11 protein-coding genes and 2 pseudogenes are annotated in these 15,548 nt (G+C 68.9%); 6 read left to right on the top strand and 7 right to left on the bottom strand.

Translation table 11 applies throughout. The features are described 5' to 3' along the window. Position 1 precedes the first annotated feature (1 nt). Together HX774_RS00575 and HX774_RS00570 are read left to right on the top strand one after the other, a co-directional pair. On the top strand, positions 2-592 hold the full coding sequence (locus HX774_RS00575) for a response regulator (protein ID WP_178823315.1): 591 nt from the start codon (positions 2-4) through the stop codon (positions 590-592). Then, positions 589-1,041 (top strand): chemotaxis protein CheE, encoded by a 453-nt coding sequence (locus tag HX774_RS00570; protein ID WP_178823313.1) that lies wholly within the window; start codon positions 589-591, stop codon positions 1,039-1,041. Before HX774_RS00575 ends, HX774_RS00570 begins: the two co-directional genes overlap by 4 nt. 174 nt (positions 1,042-1,215) lie before the next feature. Here the strand turns inward: HX774_RS00570 and HX774_RS00565 are convergent. Further along, a pseudogene (locus HX774_RS00565) lies at positions 1,216-2,484 on the bottom strand (D-amino acid dehydrogenase); the annotation flags it as partial. Between the two features lie 133 nt (positions 2,485-2,617). Beyond that, complete coding sequence (locus tag HX774_RS00560) at positions 2,618-4,234, bottom strand: alpha-amylase family glycosyl hydrolase (protein WP_178823353.1); 1,617 nt, start codon at positions 4,232-4,234, stop codon at positions 2,618-2,620. Between the two features lie 177 nt (positions 4,235-4,411). Here HX774_RS00560 and HX774_RS00555 point away from each other — a divergent pair, with 177 nt between their 5' ends. After that, positions 4,412-5,707, top strand: coding sequence for a sugar MFS transporter (locus HX774_RS00555; protein WP_178823309.1), 1,296 nt, complete (start codon positions 4,412-4,414; stop codon positions 5,705-5,707). Positions 5,708-5,844: 137 nt separating this feature from the next. Here HX774_RS00555 and HX774_RS00550 read toward each other — a convergent pair whose 3' ends face one another. From HX774_RS00550 to HX774_RS00540, 3 genes are all read right to left on the bottom strand, one after another. After that, positions 5,845-7,512, bottom strand: coding sequence for an MFS transporter (locus tag HX774_RS00550; RefSeq protein WP_178823307.1), 1,668 nt, complete (start codon positions 7,510-7,512; stop codon positions 5,845-5,847). A gap of 267 nt (positions 7,513-7,779) precedes the next feature. Further along, on the bottom strand, positions 7,780-8,121 hold the full coding sequence (locus HX774_RS00545; RefSeq protein WP_178823305.1) for a hypothetical protein: 342 nt from the start codon (positions 8,119-8,121) through the stop codon (positions 7,780-7,782). Positions 8,122-8,123: 2 nt separating this feature from the next. After that, positions 8,124-8,510 (bottom strand): response regulator, encoded by a 387-nt coding sequence (locus tag HX774_RS00540; RefSeq protein ID WP_114818713.1) that lies wholly within the window; start codon positions 8,508-8,510, stop codon positions 8,124-8,126. Positions 8,511-8,688: 178 nt separating this feature from the next. On the opposite strand from HX774_RS00540, the gene HX774_RS00535 reads away from it, so the two are divergent. From HX774_RS00535 to HX774_RS00525, 3 genes are read left to right on the top strand one after another with little or no spacing between them, the layout of a single operon-like run. Then, complete coding sequence (locus tag HX774_RS00535) at positions 8,689-11,514, top strand: hybrid sensor histidine kinase/response regulator (RefSeq protein ID WP_178823303.1); 2,826 nt, start codon at positions 8,689-8,691, stop codon at positions 11,512-11,514. After that, a complete protein-coding gene (locus HX774_RS00530) occupies positions 11,511-11,975 on the top strand; it encodes a chemotaxis protein CheW (protein ID WP_178823301.1) in 465 nt (154 codons plus the stop codon). The genes HX774_RS00535 and HX774_RS00530 overlap by 4 nt, the downstream gene beginning before the upstream one ends. A gap of 22 nt (positions 11,976-11,997) precedes the next feature. After that, positions 11,998-13,941: a PAS domain-containing methyl-accepting chemotaxis protein gene (locus HX774_RS00525; protein ID WP_218650190.1), complete on the top strand. Its 1,944-nt coding sequence runs from the start codon at positions 11,998-12,000 to the stop codon at positions 13,939-13,941. 233 nt (positions 13,942-14,174) lie between these two features. On the opposite strand, the gene HX774_RS20300 is transcribed toward HX774_RS00525, so the two are convergent. Both HX774_RS20300 and HX774_RS20295 read right to left on the bottom strand, forming a co-directional pair. After that, positions 14,175-14,984 carry a protein-glutamate O-methyltransferase CheR gene (locus tag HX774_RS20300; RefSeq protein WP_178823299.1) on the bottom strand — a complete coding sequence of 270 codons (810 nt, stop codon included), beginning with the start codon at positions 14,982-14,984 and terminating at the stop codon, positions 14,175-14,177. After that, positions 14,981-15,479, bottom strand: a pseudogene (locus HX774_RS20295) (CheB methylesterase domain-containing protein). The gene HX774_RS20300 and the pseudogene HX774_RS20295 overlap by 4 nt, the downstream one beginning before the upstream one ends. Positions 15,480-15,548 lie beyond the last annotated feature (69 nt).

Here is a 15,548-nt window from a genome sequence, read left to right as displayed (position 1 = left end):
GATGAGCGCGACCGACCGCGTCAATCTGGAGCAATCCACCGTCCTGCTGATCGACGACAATCCGCAGGCGCTGGACATGCTCAGCTCGGTCTTTCACGGCTTCGGCGTCAAGGAGCAGATCAAGTGCGCCTCGGCGGTCGAGGCGGTGCGGATCATCCAGAACCGCGCCGTCGATCTGATCGTCATCGACTGCGCCGACCCGGAGATGGACAGCTACGCCTTCGCCCGCTGGTTGCGGCGCGAGACCCCGGCGCCGCTGCGCTTCATTCCCGTCATCCTGCTGACCGGCCACGCTTCGCAATCCAAGGTGCGCGAAGGGCGCGACTGCGGCGTCAGCTTCGTCATCACCAAACCCCTGACCCCGGCGGTGCTGCTGAAGCGGATCGTCTGGCTGGCGGGCGACGAGCGCGAGTTCGTCGAGAGCGAGAACTACGTCGGACCCGACCGCCGCGTCCGCAACTTCGGCCCGCCGCTGGGCATTCCCGGCCGTCGTCAGGGCGACCTGTCGACCCACGTCGGCGCCGCGGTCGAGGCCAATATGGACCAGTCCGACATCGATATGTTGCTTAAACCCCAGAGGGTCGCGCTATGACCGAAGCTCGCACCCTGAAGATCAAGACCACCCTGGCCCGCCAGATGGCCCAGCCGGGCGGACGCACCGTCGCCGACATCGAGCGCCGCGCCAACGAACGGCTGGACCGCCACCGCGACGACGTCATGATCACGGTCGCCGGCACCATCACCGAGCTGGAGCTGGTCGCCGCCGCCGCCGCCCCGGGCAGCGAGCCCCAGGTCTATCAACTGGCCTCGTCTCTGCTGGACACGGCGGGCTTCTTCGACACCGGCCCCTTGTATGATGCGGGCTACAGCCTGTGCGACGTGGCCGACCGGATGCAGACCAACAACGCCTGGAGCTGGCCCTCGGTCGGCGTCCACGTCCAGGCCATGCGCCTGATCCTGACGGCGGGCTGCAAGACCGACGCGACCAGCGAGGCCCTGCTGGCCGGCCTGCGGTCGGTGGCGGCCAAGACGCGCACCTAAGTCCTTCTCCCCTTGAGGGAGAAGGTGGCCCGCAGGGCCGGATGAGGGGTGTCGGCGCGACGGTTGAATGTCGTGGATCAGACGTTCGGCCTTGATCGGATGGGCGGTGCTCACACCCCTCATCCGTCAGGCTCCGCCTGCCACCTTCTCCCTCAAGCGGAGAAGGAAGGTTGCTCACCCGTAGCGCGCGATCCCCAGGTCCGCCGTCTCGATGTCCGGGGTCTTGCCGCTGACGATGTCGGCGATGACCTGGGCCGAGCCGCAGGCCATGGTCCAGCCCAGGGTGCCGTGGCCGGTGTTCAGGAACAGGTTGTCGAACCGGGTCCCGCCGATGACCGGCGTCCCGTCCGGCGTCATCGGCCGCAGGCCGGACCAGTAGCTCGCCGCCTTCAGGTCGCCCGCGCCGGGGAACAACGACCCCACCGAATGTTCCAGCGTATTGCGGCGCGGCTCGGGCAGGACGTTGTTGTAGCCCGAGATCTCGGCCATGCCGCCGACGCGGATGCGGTCGCCCAAGCGGGTGATGGCCACCTTGTAGCTCTCGTCCATGATGGTCGAGACGGGGGCGGCGGGCTCATTGATGATGGGCGCGGTGATCGAATAGCCCTTCACCGGATAGACCGGCAGGGTCATGCCCAGCGGCTTGACCATCTGCGGCGAATAGGACCCCAGGGCCAGGACATAGGCGTCGGCGGTGATCACGCCCTTGCCGGTCTGGACGCCGCTGATCCGGCCCTTGTCGGTGATCAGGGCCTTGATGGCGGTGTCGTAGAGGAAGGTCACGCCCTCGGCGGCGGCCACATCACTGAGCGCATTGGTGAATTTGAAGCAGTCGCCGGTCTCGTCCTTGGGCAGACGCAGGCCCCCGACGAACAGGTCGCGCGTGGCCGCCAAACCCGGCTCGGCGCGGATGCAGCCGTCCTGATCCAGCACCTCGAACGGCACGCCGCCTTCGCGCAGGACCTCGGTGTCCTTGTAGATGCCGTCCAGCTGCTTCTGCGTGCGGAACAGTTGCAGCGTGCCCTGGGTGCGGTGGTCGTATTGCAGACCCAGCTCGGCGTTCAGGGCGGTCTGAACCTCCTGGCTGTAGTCGGCCAGACGGACCATTCGCGCCTTGTTCAGCGCATAGCGGGCCGAGGTGCAGTTCCTCAGCAGGGCCAGCAGCCAGCGCACGGTGGCGACATCAATCTGCGGTTGCAAAATCAGCGGGGCGTGGCGCATGAACAGCCATTTGACCGCCTTGGCCGGGATGCCGGGCGCGGCCCAGGGCGAGGAATAGCCCGGCGAAATCTCGCCCGCATTGGCGAAGCTGGTCTCCAGCGCCGGGCCGCTCTGGCGGTCGATCACCGTGACCTCGTGGCCGGCCTTGGCCAGATAGTGGGCCGTCGTCACCCCGATGACGCCGGCGCCCAGGACTGCGATCTTCATGGTCTTGACCCTACGCGAAGTTCCCCGCGCCGCTTCCCTAGACCAGTTTTTGCGTTTGTCGAGCGCTGCTGGAACGTGTGCGTTGCAGCATGTCGCTTTCCTGAAACAGTTCGACCCAGGTACTGACGATAAGGGAGGTTAAATCTCCTCAGATGACCTGTTTACGCAGCAGAACTCCGCCCAGGGGAGGCAGGGTTCCTGCCTCGCCCCTATAGACAGCGTCGATAATGCTATAGCCCTCGGGCTGCACCCAGGTCTGCGGCTCATGACCCAGGTTGAACACGGCCAGCAGGCTTTCATCGTCGCCCTCGCGGCTGAAGCTCAGCAGGGGCTCGGTCGTCAGCACCGTCATGTCGCCCGTCTTAAGCGCCGGATGGGCGCGGCGCAGGGCCAGGATGCGGCGCGTCGCGTGCAGCATCGAGGTCGGATCGCCCTCCTGAACATCCACCGCCATCCCCGGATGGCGCGCGTCTATCGGCAGCCAGGGTTCGACCGTTGAAAACCCGGCGAAGGGGGCGTCGGCCTTCCACGGCGTCGGGGTGCGGGCGCCGTCGCGGCCCAGGGTCTGGGGCCAGTTGGCGACGGCCTCGGGATCGACCAGTCGCTCGAACGGCACCTCGCCCTGCGGCAGGCCCAGCTCCTCGCCGTAATAGACGAAGACGTTGCCGCGCAGACAGACCAGCAGCAGCATCAGCATCTCGGCCAGTCGGCGCTCATCGCGGCCCTCGGCCCAGCGCGTCACCGCGCGCGGCGCGTCGTGGTTGGAGAAGGTCCACGAGGGCCAGCCCTCATTCGGCTCGCCGGGCCACATCTCGGCGCCCGCCTTGACCCGTTCGCCCGTCAGCCGCTCGGCGTAGAGATAGAGGAAGCCATAGGCGCTGTTCAGATGACGGTCGCCCGCCGTGTACGCCTTCATCTCGCGCGCCGAATGGTCGCCGGCGACCTCGGCCACGGTGAAGCGGTCGCCGTAGCTGTCGGTCAGCGCCCGCACCCGCTTCAGGAAGGCGAGGATGTCGGGGTGCGACTGGTTGTGGATCTTGTCCTGAAAGTCGAACGGCCGGGTGCGCTTGCCGCCGGGCGGCAGGGGCGGATTATCGCGCAAGCCCGGATCGCCGATCATGAAGTTGACGGCGTCCAGGCGGAAGCCGTCCACCCCGCGATCCAGCCAGAACTTGCCCACGGCCAGCAGGGCCTCCTGCACCGCCGGATGGCGTCCGTTCAACTGCGGCTGCTCAGGCAGGAAGTTGTGCTGATAATACTGGCCGCGCCGCGCGTCCCAGGTCCAGCCCGGTCCGCCGAAGACCGACTGCCAGTTGTTCGGCGGCGTGCCGTCCGCCCTGGCGTCGGCCCAGACGTACCAGTCGGCGAAAGCATTGGTGCGGTCCTGTCGGCTGGCCTGAAACCACGGATGCTGGTCCGAGGTATGCGACCAGACCTGATCAAGGATGATCTTCAGTCCCAGATCGTGGGCCTTGGCCAGCAGGGCGTCGAAATCGGCCAGGGTCCCGAAGACCGGATCGACGTCGCAATAGTCGGCGACGTCATAGCCGAAGTCCTTCATCGGCGAGGGATAGAAGGGCGAGATCCACACCGCGTCCACGCCCAGCGACGCCATATGATCCAGATGCGCCGTGATCCCCTTCAGGTCGCCGATCCCGTCGCCATGGGTGTCGGCGAAACTGCGCGGATAGATCTGATAGATCACGGCGCCCCGCCACCATTCCTGATGGGCGTCTGGGCTGGACGTGGCGGAGGCGATGATCATATCGGTCGTCGCCACGGTGGTCGGACGCCTGAGAAAAGGCAATGCTCCACGTCGGGCAGACGGCCCGGCGCCGGATCAAGATTTCGGCACGGCGGGCGCCGCCTCTGGACGCCGCGCCGTCCTGCCTAGACAGTCGCTCCATCGCCGCGCCTCGTCGCGGTTTTATGGGAAGCGGTCATGAGCCAACCTCAGTCCGGCACGACGGCGCGCGGCACGGGCCTCGCCTTCGCCTATGTCACCAGCCTGTTTTTCGCCTGGGGCTTCGCCACCTCGCTGATCGATCCGCTGATCGCGGCGGTGCGGCGGGTGTTCGACCTCAGCTATACCGAGTCCTTTCTGACCACCTTTTCCTGGTTCATCGCCTATGGCGTGGCCTCGCTGCCGGCCGCGGCGGCGGTGTCGCGCCTGGGGTATAGTCGGGGCATCATCGCCGCCCTGCTGACCATGGTGCTGGGTTGTCTGATCGTGCCGGTCGCCACCTTCCTCGACTTCTATCCCGGCATCCTGCTGGCCCTGTTCGTCATCGCCTCGGGCGTCACCCTGCTGCAGGTCGCCGCCAATCCTCTGGTGGCCGAACTGGGGACCAAGAAGAGTTCGCACTTCCGCCTGGTCTTCTCTCAGGCCTTCAACTCGCTGGGGGCCACGGTCGGGCCGTGGCTGGGGGCGCACGTCCTGCTGACCGGCGGGGTGTTCGCGGCCGGCGCCGTCGTCACCGTGGCCACGCGCGGCGAGTCCCTGCGCAGCATCGACATCGCCTTCCTCGGCATGGGGGCCTTCTTCGCCCTGATCGCCGCCTTCATCTTTTCCGCCCGCAAGCAGATCAACGCCGCCGCGCCTGCCCACGACGCCGCCGAGCCGGTCGGCGCCGCCGCCATCCTGTCGGCCCTGCGTTCGCGCTGGGCCCTGTTCGGCGCCCTGGCCATCTTCATCTACGTCGGCTCGGAAGTGGCCATCGGCAATATGCTGACCAACTTCCTGTCCGGCCCGGCTGTGCTGAACATTCCCGTGGAGGCGGCGGGCAAGATGGTCGCCCTCTACTGGGGCGGCGCCATGGTCGGGCGCTTCGTCGGTTCCTGGCTGCTGACCAAGGTGCGCGCCAGCCTGCTGCTGACGCTGTGCACCGTGGTTGCGGCGTCGCTGTGCCTGATCGTGACCCAGACGGGGGGCGTGACGGCGGCCTATGCGGCCCTGGCCGTGGGCTTTTTCAACTCCATCATGTTCCCCAGCATCTTCACCCTGACGCTGGAGCGGTCGACCGCTCCGGCGGCCTCGACCTCCGGCCTGCTGGTCTTCGGCATCATCGGCGGGGCCATCCTGCCGCTGCTGGCGGCGCAGGTGGTGGACCGCTCGGGCGACATCCACCTGGGCTTCTTCGTGCCGGTGGCGGGCTATCTGCTGCTGACCGTCTTCGCCGTCGCCTGCCTCCGCACCCGAGGCGGCGAGCCCGAAGAGCCGGTCGCCTCGCCGCACTGAGGGGCGGGGATCACCCAACTGCAGTCACCCCGGACGACCCGTAGGGGCGATCCGGGGCCCAGGCGCCAGCCATCTGACGCCTGGGTGCCGGGTTCGCTTCGCGCCCCGGAATGACGGCAGAAGCCGTGCGTCAGATCCTACGACGCCCGCGTCGGGTCGGTCAGCGGTTCGCCGAAGTGGCGGTCGACGTGCAGGTTGGCGGCCAGGGGCGCGGTGGTGCGCTCGATCAGGCGGTGGACCACCGGCTTGTCCGATCCCTGATGCAGGGCGTAGATGCGGCGCGAGATGTCGGCGTCGGCCTGGGTGATGCGCTGGTTGTGGCGCACGTAATCCAGCCAGGTCGCGGTCTGGTATTTCTCGACCCAGATGTCGGGCTCGGCCAGGTCGCGCAGCAGGCGCCATTGGCGGGCGCCGTCGCGGCGGCGGACGCGGCGGCGCTCGTCCATCACGGCCAGGAAGTCGTCGATGTCCTCCTCGCGGATGCGATAGGCGATGGAGACCACCACAGGGCCGCTGCGGGGTTCGATGGCCAGCTGCGTCTCAGGCTCGGTCCAGCGCCGCAGAAGGTCCATGTTCAGGTTGGCGGTCGAGGGCAGGGGCACCCGCAGCCCGATCAGCACCGCCAGCAGCAGCACCCCCGACGACAGGCCCAGGGCCGCGTCCAGACCCTGGCTTTGCGCCAGCGAGCCCCACAGCCAGCTGCCGCCCGCCATGCCGCCGAAGGCCGCCATCTGGTACAGAGCCAGGGCACGCGCCACGACCCAGCGCGGCACCGACATCTGCACCGTGACGTTGAAGGTCGACAGCACCAGCACCCAGCCCGCGCCCGCGATCATCAGGGCCGGCAGGGTCAGGGCCAGCCAGGGGCTGTAACCTATGGTCGCCGCCGCGACGGCGAAGGCCAGTCCGGCGACGCGGACAATGGTCTCGGTCTCGTACTTGGCGCGCAGCTTGCCGACGAACAGGGCGCCGCCCACGGCGCCGACGCCGAAGGCGCCGAGCAAGAGGCCGAAGACCAGAGGCCCGCCGCCGCCCTCGCGCGCCACCAGCGGCATCAGGGCCTGAACCGCGCTGGCCCCGACGCCGAAGACCACGGCGCGCAACAGCACCGCCGTCACCCGCGGCGACAGGAAGGCGTAGCGCACGCCCCCGACCATGGCGGCCAGCAGGCCCTCGCGCGGCAGGGCCTGCTTGGGTCGATCCGGCCTCCAGCGGAACAGGACGACCAGCAGGCCGATATAGCTGACGGCGTTGACGGCGAAGGCCGCCGCCGCGCCCGCCGCCGCCACGATCATGCCGCCGATGGCCGGGCCGACGCTGCGGGCCAGGTTGAAGCCCATGGAGTTCAGGGTCACGGCGCCCGCCAGGTCCTCACGCGGGACCATGTCGCCGACCGAGGCCTGCCAGGCCGGGCCGTTGAAGGCCACGCCGCAGCCAATCAGGAAGGTGAAGCTCAGCAGCACCCAGGGCGTGATCAGCCCCAGATAGGTCATCACCGACAGCCCCGCCGAGACCAGCAGCATGAAGGTCTGGGCCGCCAGCATGATCTTGCGCCGGTCCACCGTGTCGGCCAGGGCTCCCGCCGCCAGCGACAGCAGCATGATCGGCAGGGTGATCGAGGCCTGCACCAGGGCCACCATCTGGGCCGAGGCGATGGAGGACATCATCCAGGCGGCGCCGACCGACTGGATCAGACCGCCGAAATTGGTCGCCAGACTGGTGATCCAGACGGCGCGGAAGACCGGATGGTTCAGCGGCGCCAGCGCCCCCGTGCGGACGCGCGGCGGGGTCTCGGGGGCGGTCATGACGCGGACCGGCTGTGGCGGAAGATCAGGATGGCGGCGCCCGAATGGTGACTGCGGAACGAAGCCCTAATGCACCCCTTTGGCGACGGCTTGGCAAGGCGCGAGGGCTTTATATTAGCGCCAGCTCCTGATCCCGCTCACCCCGGCGGACGCCGGGGTCCAGTAAGAGCCACAGACCCCACCGACACTGCTCAGTCCAGCGCCGCGCTTGAAGCCAAAGCACTGGATCCCGGCGTCCGCCGGGATGAGTGGTGAAAGGCGAGGCGACTATCTCGCCAGCAGGGCGTCCGCCGCCGACTGGTTCAGTCCCGTCTCGCCGGCCATGGCGGGTCCGTTCAGCAGGGCGGCGTCGGGGCGGGGCGCAGCCTTGCGTCCGGTCAGGGCGGTCAGCAGACGGTCGATCCTCTGATCCGCCAAATCCTGAAAACTGCAGGCGGCGAGGATGCGGTGAAAGCTGGCCGTCATCGCTTCGGCGTCCATCGGTTGGGCCTGCGTCAGGGCTAGCCCCTGTTCGGCGGCGGACAGCAGGTCGTCGGCGGCGGCGGCCAGTTCGCGCCTCAGGTGGTCGATCTCGGCCAGGATCTGTTGCGGCGTCATCGGGGGCGTCATGATCAGATCTCGCCCACGACTGAGGTCAGCTTCTGCTTCAGCACCGCCAGGGTGAAGGGCTTGATGACGTAGTTGTTCACCCCCGCCTGACGCGCGGCGATGACGTTCTCGACCTTGGCCTCGGCCGTGACCATGACGAAGGGGGTCTTTTTGGTGCGCTCCTCGGCGCGGACCTGTTTCAGCAGCTCCAGCCCCGTGACCGGCTGCATGTTCCAGTCCGACAGGACCAGGCCGTAATCCTTCTCTTTCAGCAGGGCCATCGCCGCCGCCCCGTCGGGCGCGTCGTCGACGTTGACGAAGCCCAGCTGGTTCAGCATCCCCCGCACGATCCGCACCATCGACTTGTAGTCGTCCACCACCAGGACGTTCATGCTCTTGTCCGCGGCCATTCTATCCCTCGTTGCACAGGTGCGGCCGAACGGGCCGCTGTGATTGAAGAACGCGCTTACCTTTCAGGGGCAGCCATACAGCTATAGGCTGTGCAAACTTAAGCTTGGCTTAACCGATTTCAGCTGATGGTTGCATTCGGCAGGGGCGGTTCCGCCGCCCTCAAGGGGGCGATCGACCGTGGACGACGTCATCAACGAATTCATCGCCGAGGCCCGCGAGGGCATCGAGGCCGTGGACGCCAAGCTGGTCCGCTTCGAGCAGACGCCGGATGACCCCGACCTGTTGGGCGACATCTTCCGCCTGATCCACAGCTTGAAGGGCGGCTCGGGATTCCTCGGCCTGATGCGGTTGCAGAGCGTCACCCATGCCGCCGAGAATGTGCTGGGCCTCTATCGCGACGGGACGCTGGCGGTGGACGCGGCGTCCGTCACCGTCATCCTCGACGCGGTGGACGTGGTCCGCGCGGTGATCGAGGGGCTGGCGGACACCGGGGTCGAGCCTGAGGGCGACGACCGCGCCCTGATCGGGCGGCTGGACCGCATTTATGCGGGCGACAGCGCCCCGGCGGCGACCGCGTCTGCCGCGTCGCGCTCCCTGCTGGAACGCGTCGGCGGCGAGGCCACGCTGGACGCCGCCTGCGAAGGCGCGCTGGCCCTGCTGGTCACGGTCCCCGTCACCGGCCCCCTGTTCGCCGGGATCGATCTCGACCGCGTGCAGGCGGAATGGCGCGAGGCCCTGTGCGGTGTGGCTCGGGCCACGGCGGCGCCCGGCGCCTTGCAGCGCGCCCTGGCCGAAACCTTCGGCGAGGCGCTGACCACGCATGAAGCCGCCTTCGTTCAGGCCGTGCGTCAGAACCTGATCGATCTGGAAGCCGAGGCCGAGGCGGTCGATATGCTGCTGGCCGCCCCGCCCGCCGAACGCGAGGCCGAACCCGCCCGCGCCGACCGCGCCGAACCGGCCAAGGGCCCCCAGACCATCCGCGTCGGCGTCGACACGCTGGAAGGCCTGATGACCATGGTCAGCGAGCTGGTGCTGATCCGCAACCAGTTGATCCAGACCCTGCGCGACCAGCCGGAGACCCCCTTCGCCGGGCCGCTGCATCGCCTGAACCAAGTGACCAGCGAACTGCAGGAAGGGGTGATGACCACCCGGATGCAGCCGATCAGCGGCGCCTGGGCCAAGCTGCCGCGCCTGGTGCGCGACCTGGCGTCTGACCTCGGCAAGCGCATCGACCTGGTCATGACCGGCGAGGACACCGAGCTGGATCGTCAGGTCATGGAGCTGATCCGCGATCCCCTGACCCATATGATCCGCAACGCCGCCGACCACGGGCTGGAAACGCCCGAGCAACGCCGCGCGGCGGGCAAGCCGGAGACAGGCCGCATCACCCTGCTGGCCCGGCACGAGGGCGGCGCCATCCTGATCGAAATGGCCGACGATGGTCGCGGCCTGCCCGCCGCCCGCATCCGCGCCAAGGCCCTGGACGTCGGCCTGATCACGCCCGCTCAGGCCGCGGCCATGAGCGACGCCGAAGCGCGCCAGCTGATCTTCCTGCCCGGCTTCTCGACCGCCGCCTCGGTGACGGCGGTGTCGGGGCGGGGCGTCGGCATGGACGTGGTGCGAACCAATATCGAGGCCATCGGCGGGGCCGTTGAACTGACCTCGGTCGAGGGGCAGGGGACGCGCTTCACCATCCGCATCCCCCTGACGCTCAGCATCATCGCCGGACTGGTGGTCGAATGCTGCGGCGAGCGTTTCGCCATGCCCCAGGCCAGCATCATCGAACTGGTCAGCGCCAACGGCACGGCGGGCCGCCGCATCGAACAGATCAACGGGGCCGAGGTGCTGCGCCTGCGCGACCGGCTGTTGCCGCTGGTTTCCCTGCAAGCCTTGCTGGGACTGGAGCCGCCCGAGGGGCCGCGCGGCGAGGCCTGCATTGTCGTGGCCCGCGTCGGCGCCTTCACCTTCGGCGTCATCGTCGACCGGGTGTTCGACACCGAGGAGATCGTGGTCAAGCCGACCGCCTCGATCCTGCGCCACCTGAAACTCTATTCCGGCGCGACCATCCTGGGCGACGGCTCGGTCATCATGATCCTGGACTTCAAGGGCATGGCGGTCGAGGCGGGCGCCGGGGCCCTGCTGAACGGCGGCGAGGAGGCGACAGTCGACGCAGGGGGCGGCGATGACCGCTCAGAGGCCCTGCTGGTCTTCCGCGCCGCCGACGGCGCCTTGAAGGCGGCGCGCCTGGCGGGCGTGGCCCGGATCGAGGAGCTGGAGCCCTCGGCGCTGGAATGGGCCGATGGTCGCTCGCTGATCCAGTATCGCGGGCAGTTGATGCCGGTGCTCTGCGCCGACGGGTCGTCTCTGACCGAGGCGCCTCAGGCCAAGCGGCCGCTGCTGGTGTTTTCGCGCGGCGCGCGCAGCCTGGGCCTGATGGCCAAGGAGATCGTGGACATCATCGAAGCCGCCGCCACGGCCGAGCTGGTGGGTTCATCCACTGGCGTGACCGGCAGCATCGTGGTCGCGGGCCGCGCGACGGAACTGATCGACGTCGACTTCTACTGGCGGCGCTGCGACGGCCTGGCCGAGCCGCGACCGGCGACCCAGGGCGCGGAAGCGTCGTCTGCGGCGGCGCCGGTGCGTCCGACCAAGCGCCTCCTGGTCGTGGACGAAAGCCCCTTCGTGCGGATGCTGCTCGCCCCCCTGCTGGCCCAGGCCGGCTATGAGGTCGAGGTGGCCAGCGATCCCGAGGCGGCGCTGGTCCTGCACGACGCGGGCGCGGCCTTCGACCTGATTCTGGCCGACACCAGCCACGCGGGACCGACGGCGCGGCGCATGGCCGTCGCCTTTGGCCGCGCCTCGGCCTGGCACGCCACGCCCCTGCTGGGCCTGGGCGTCCAGTCCCTTAGCGGCCCGCCGCAGGAGGCCCTGTTGAGCGACGTCGCCGAAGTCCTTTCCGAAACCGGGGCTGCAACCCTGGCCCAAGATCAGGAGGCCGCATGACATTCCCATCGACCGAACCGTCGCCGGATGGCTTTGTCTCTGTCCGCGTCGGCGATCAGATGATCGGCATCCCCCTGCTGCGGGTTCAGGACGTGATCGCCCCGGTGCGGATCGACCGCGTGCCTCTGGCCCCGTTCGAGGTGGCGGGGTCGCTGAACCTGCGCGGACGGATCATCACCGCCGTCGATATGCGCCGCCGCCTGGGTCTTGCGCCCCGCGCGGTGGGCCAGCCGCACATGAGCGTCATCGTCGAGCGCGGCGGCGAGCTTTACGCCCTTCAGGTCGAGGATGTCGGCGACGTCCTGTGGCTGGACCGCGCGGCCAGGGAGCCTCTGCCCGTCACCCTGGCGCCTGAATGGCGCGAGCTGTGCGACGGCCTGTACCGGCACGACGACGCCTCCCTGCTGATCCTCAACATCGAACAGACCTTCACCCTGTCCGCCCCGGCCGGCGCGGCCTGAGCGCACCATCAAGGAGCCTGCCATGTCGCGCACCGCCGCCGCTGAACAGCTGGACGACCTGATTGTCGGGCCGGACCCCGACGCCTTCGCCCGTACGGTGATCCGCGCCACCTCCGCCGCCCTGATGATGGTGGACCGCGATCTGACCATCATCGACCTGAACGACGCGACGCGGGCCCTGCTCAAGGCCAATGAGGCGGCCTTCGCCCGCGCCTTCCCCGGGGTGGCGCTGGACCGGATGGTCGGGACCTCTATCGACGTCTTCCACAAGGACCCGTCGCACCAGCGGGCCATGCTGGCGCAACCCCTGGCCCGCCCGCACATCGCCGAGATCAGCGTCGGCGACCTGCGCTTCGCCCTGCGGGTCATGTCGGTGCTGGACGCGGGCGGCGACTACGTCGGCAATGTGCTGGAGTGGAACGACGTCACCGAACTGCGCAAGCACGCCGGCATGCTGGAGGCGCTCAGCAAGGCCCAGGCGGTGATCGAGTTCGGCATGGACGGCACGATCCAGCACGCCAACGGCAACTTCCTGGCCACGGTCGGCTATCGGCTGGACGAGATCGTCGGGCGCCATCACTCCATGTTCGTCGATCCCGCCGAGGTTCAGTCCGGCGCCTATCGCGCCTTCTGGGACAAGCTGGGGCGCGGCGAATACGACGCCGGTCAGTACCGGCGCCTGGGCCGGGACGGGCGCGAGGTCTGGATTCAGGCCAGCTACAACCCGATCCTCGACGCGCGCGGCGCCCCGTTCAAGGTGGTGAAGTACGCCGTCGACATCACCGACCAGAAGCTGGCTACCGCCAACTTCGAGGGCCAGATCGCGGCCATCAACAAGGCCCAGGCGGTGATCGAGTTCGCCATGGACGGCTCGATCCTGGACGCCAATGACAACTTCCTGTCGGCGGTCGGCTATCGCCGCGATGAGGTGGTGGGGCGTCACCACAGCCTGTTCATCGAGCCGGGCCAGGACCGCTCGCCCGACTACATGGCCTTCTGGGACAAGCTGCGGCGCGGGGACTACGACGCCGGCCAGTACCGCCGCTTCGGCAAGGGCGGGCGCGAGATCTGGATTCAGGCCAGCTACAACCCCATCCTCGATCTGAGCGGCAAGCCCTTCAAGGTGGTCAAGTACGCCACCGACATCACCGCCCAGAAACAGGTGGCGGCGCGGGTGACGGAGATCTCGGGCATCGTCGCCTCGGCGGCCTCGCAGATGCGGGCGACCGCCGAGAGCATGGCCGGCACCGCCGAGGAAACCACGCGTCAGGCCGGGGCCGTGACGGCGGCGGCCGAAGTCACCTCGGTCAACGTCCAGACCGTGTCCTCGGCGGGCGAGGAACTGACCGCCTCCATCGCGGAGATCGCGCGTCAGGTGGCGGAGTCCAGCAGCATCTCCCAGCACGCGGTGATCGAGGCCGACCGCACCAGCGAATCGATCCGCACTCTGGCCGAGGCGGCGCAGAAGATCGGCAACGTCGTCACCCTGATCAACGACATCGCCGGCCAGACCAAGCTCTTGGCCCTGAACGCCACCATCGAGGCGGCGCGGGCGGGCGAGGCGGGCAAGGGCTTCGCCGTCGTGGCGTCCGAGGTGAAGAGCCTGTCGGACCAGACGGCGCGGGCCACGCACGAAATCTCGTCCCAGGTCTCGGCCATGCAGTCGGCGACCCAGACCTCGGTCGGGGCCATCGGCAGCATCACCGACACCATCCGCAAGGTCGCCGACATCGCCTCGGCCATCGCCGGCGCGGTCGAGGAACAGTCCGCCGCCACCCGCGAAATCGCCGCCAACGTGACCCAGGTGGCCGAGGGCACGCGCCAGGTCTCGACGAGCATCGCCGGGGTCAACGCCGCCGCGGTCCAGACCAGCGACGCCTCCTCCGAACTGCTCAACGCCTCAGGCGAACTGGCCCGCCAGGCCGAAGCCCTGACGGCGGAAATGGACCGTCTCGCCGCCGCCTGAGCCCCCTGCGGGCCGCGACGCGACGAGGGGGCGAAGGCGGCAGGCCCCGCCTTCGCCCCTTGAGTCTTTTTCTTTCCTCCCTGTCGCGCAGCGATGGGGAGGTGGCGCGGGCGCGCAGCGGCCGTGACGGAGGGGGCGACTCAACGGTCGCTATTGTGTGTGATTGAGGTCAGGGCGGCGTCGCCCCCTCCACCACTTTGTGGTCCCCCTCCCCACAAAGTGGGGAGGAAAGGTCAGGACCCCGGCTTGAACACCCCGCGCAACCCCACGACGGGCGCAAAGGCGCTGTCCAACCCCACGACCGTTTCCGCGCTCCCCAGCACCAGGGCGCCGTGCGGTTCCAGCGCCTGACGGATCTGGCCGAGCGCCGCGCGCTTATGCTCGCGGTCGAAATAGATCAGCACATTGCGGCAGAAGATCAGGTCGAAGCGCCCCAGCCCGCTCGTGCCCGCCAGCAGGTTATGCGGCGCGAACCGCACCATCGACCGCACCTGCGGCGACAGCAGCCATTGATCGCCCGCACGCGTGAACCAGCGCGCCAGCCGGGCGTCGGACAGGCCGCGCCTGACCTCGAAGTCGCTGTAGAGGCCGGTGCGGGCGCGCTCCAGAATGGGCAGGGACATGTCGGTGGCCAGGATGTCGATGCGCCAGCCGGGCATCCGGTGCTGCTCCTCCATCAGCAGCATGGCCAGGGAATAGGGCTCCTGTCCGCTGGAGCAGGCGGCGCTCCAGATGCGCAAGGTTCGGCTCTGCGCCCGCGCCGCGATCAGATCGGGCAGGATGACGTCGCGCAGCTGGTCGAAAGGGGTCGCATCGCGAAAGAAGAAGGATTCATGCGTCGCCATGGCGTCGATGCAGCGTTGAGCCAAAGCCCCGGACGGCTCGGCGCCGACCTTGGCCAGCAACTGATCCAGCCCCAGGAAGCCGTCCTTGCGCGCCAGCGGCTCCAGCCGGCTTTTCAGCAGGTAGTCCTTGTCCGCCGTCAGCACGAGGCCGGAGCGGTCCAGCACCAGCTTGCGAAACCCCTCATAGGCGACGGTCATGCGCAGGCCCTCCGAACCCAGGGCGCAATCTGGGGCAGGGGCAGGACCGCCTCGGCCAGTCCCGTCCTGGCGGCGGCGCCTGGCATCCCCCAGACCACGCTGGTGGCCTCGTCCTGAACCACGAACCGCCCGCCGGCCTCGGCCACGGCGCGGCAACCCTCGGCCCCGTCCGCTCCCATGCCGGTCAGGATGACCGCCAGCACGCCGGGGCCANNGCATGGGATCGACCGAGGGGCGGCAGAAGTGCTCGGGCGCTTCCTGATTGAGGCGGATGACCGGCACCTTGCCGCTGCGGCCCACCGTCATGTGCCAGCCGCCGGGGGCGACATAGATGCGACCGGGCAGGATGGGCTCGCCGTCGCGCGCCTCGGCCGCCGGGCGTTCGCCGGTGCGCTCCAACTGCTCGGCCAGCATGGCGGTGAAGGTCGGCGGCATGTGCTGGGTCAGCAGCACCGCCTGCTCCAGCTCGCCCTTCAGGTCGGCGAACAGGCTCATCAGGGCGGGCGGCGCACCCGTAGAACCGCCGATGGCCACGACCTGGGGCCGGATGGGCGGGGACAGGGG

This window comes from Brevundimonas sp. P7753 (assembly GCF_013386595.1).
Classification (GTDB): domain Bacteria; phylum Pseudomonadota; class Alphaproteobacteria; order Caulobacterales; family Caulobacteraceae; genus Brevundimonas; species Brevundimonas bullata.
The sequence above is the reverse complement of the archived record's forward strand: the minus strand, read 5'-3'. Positions and strand labels throughout refer to the sequence as shown.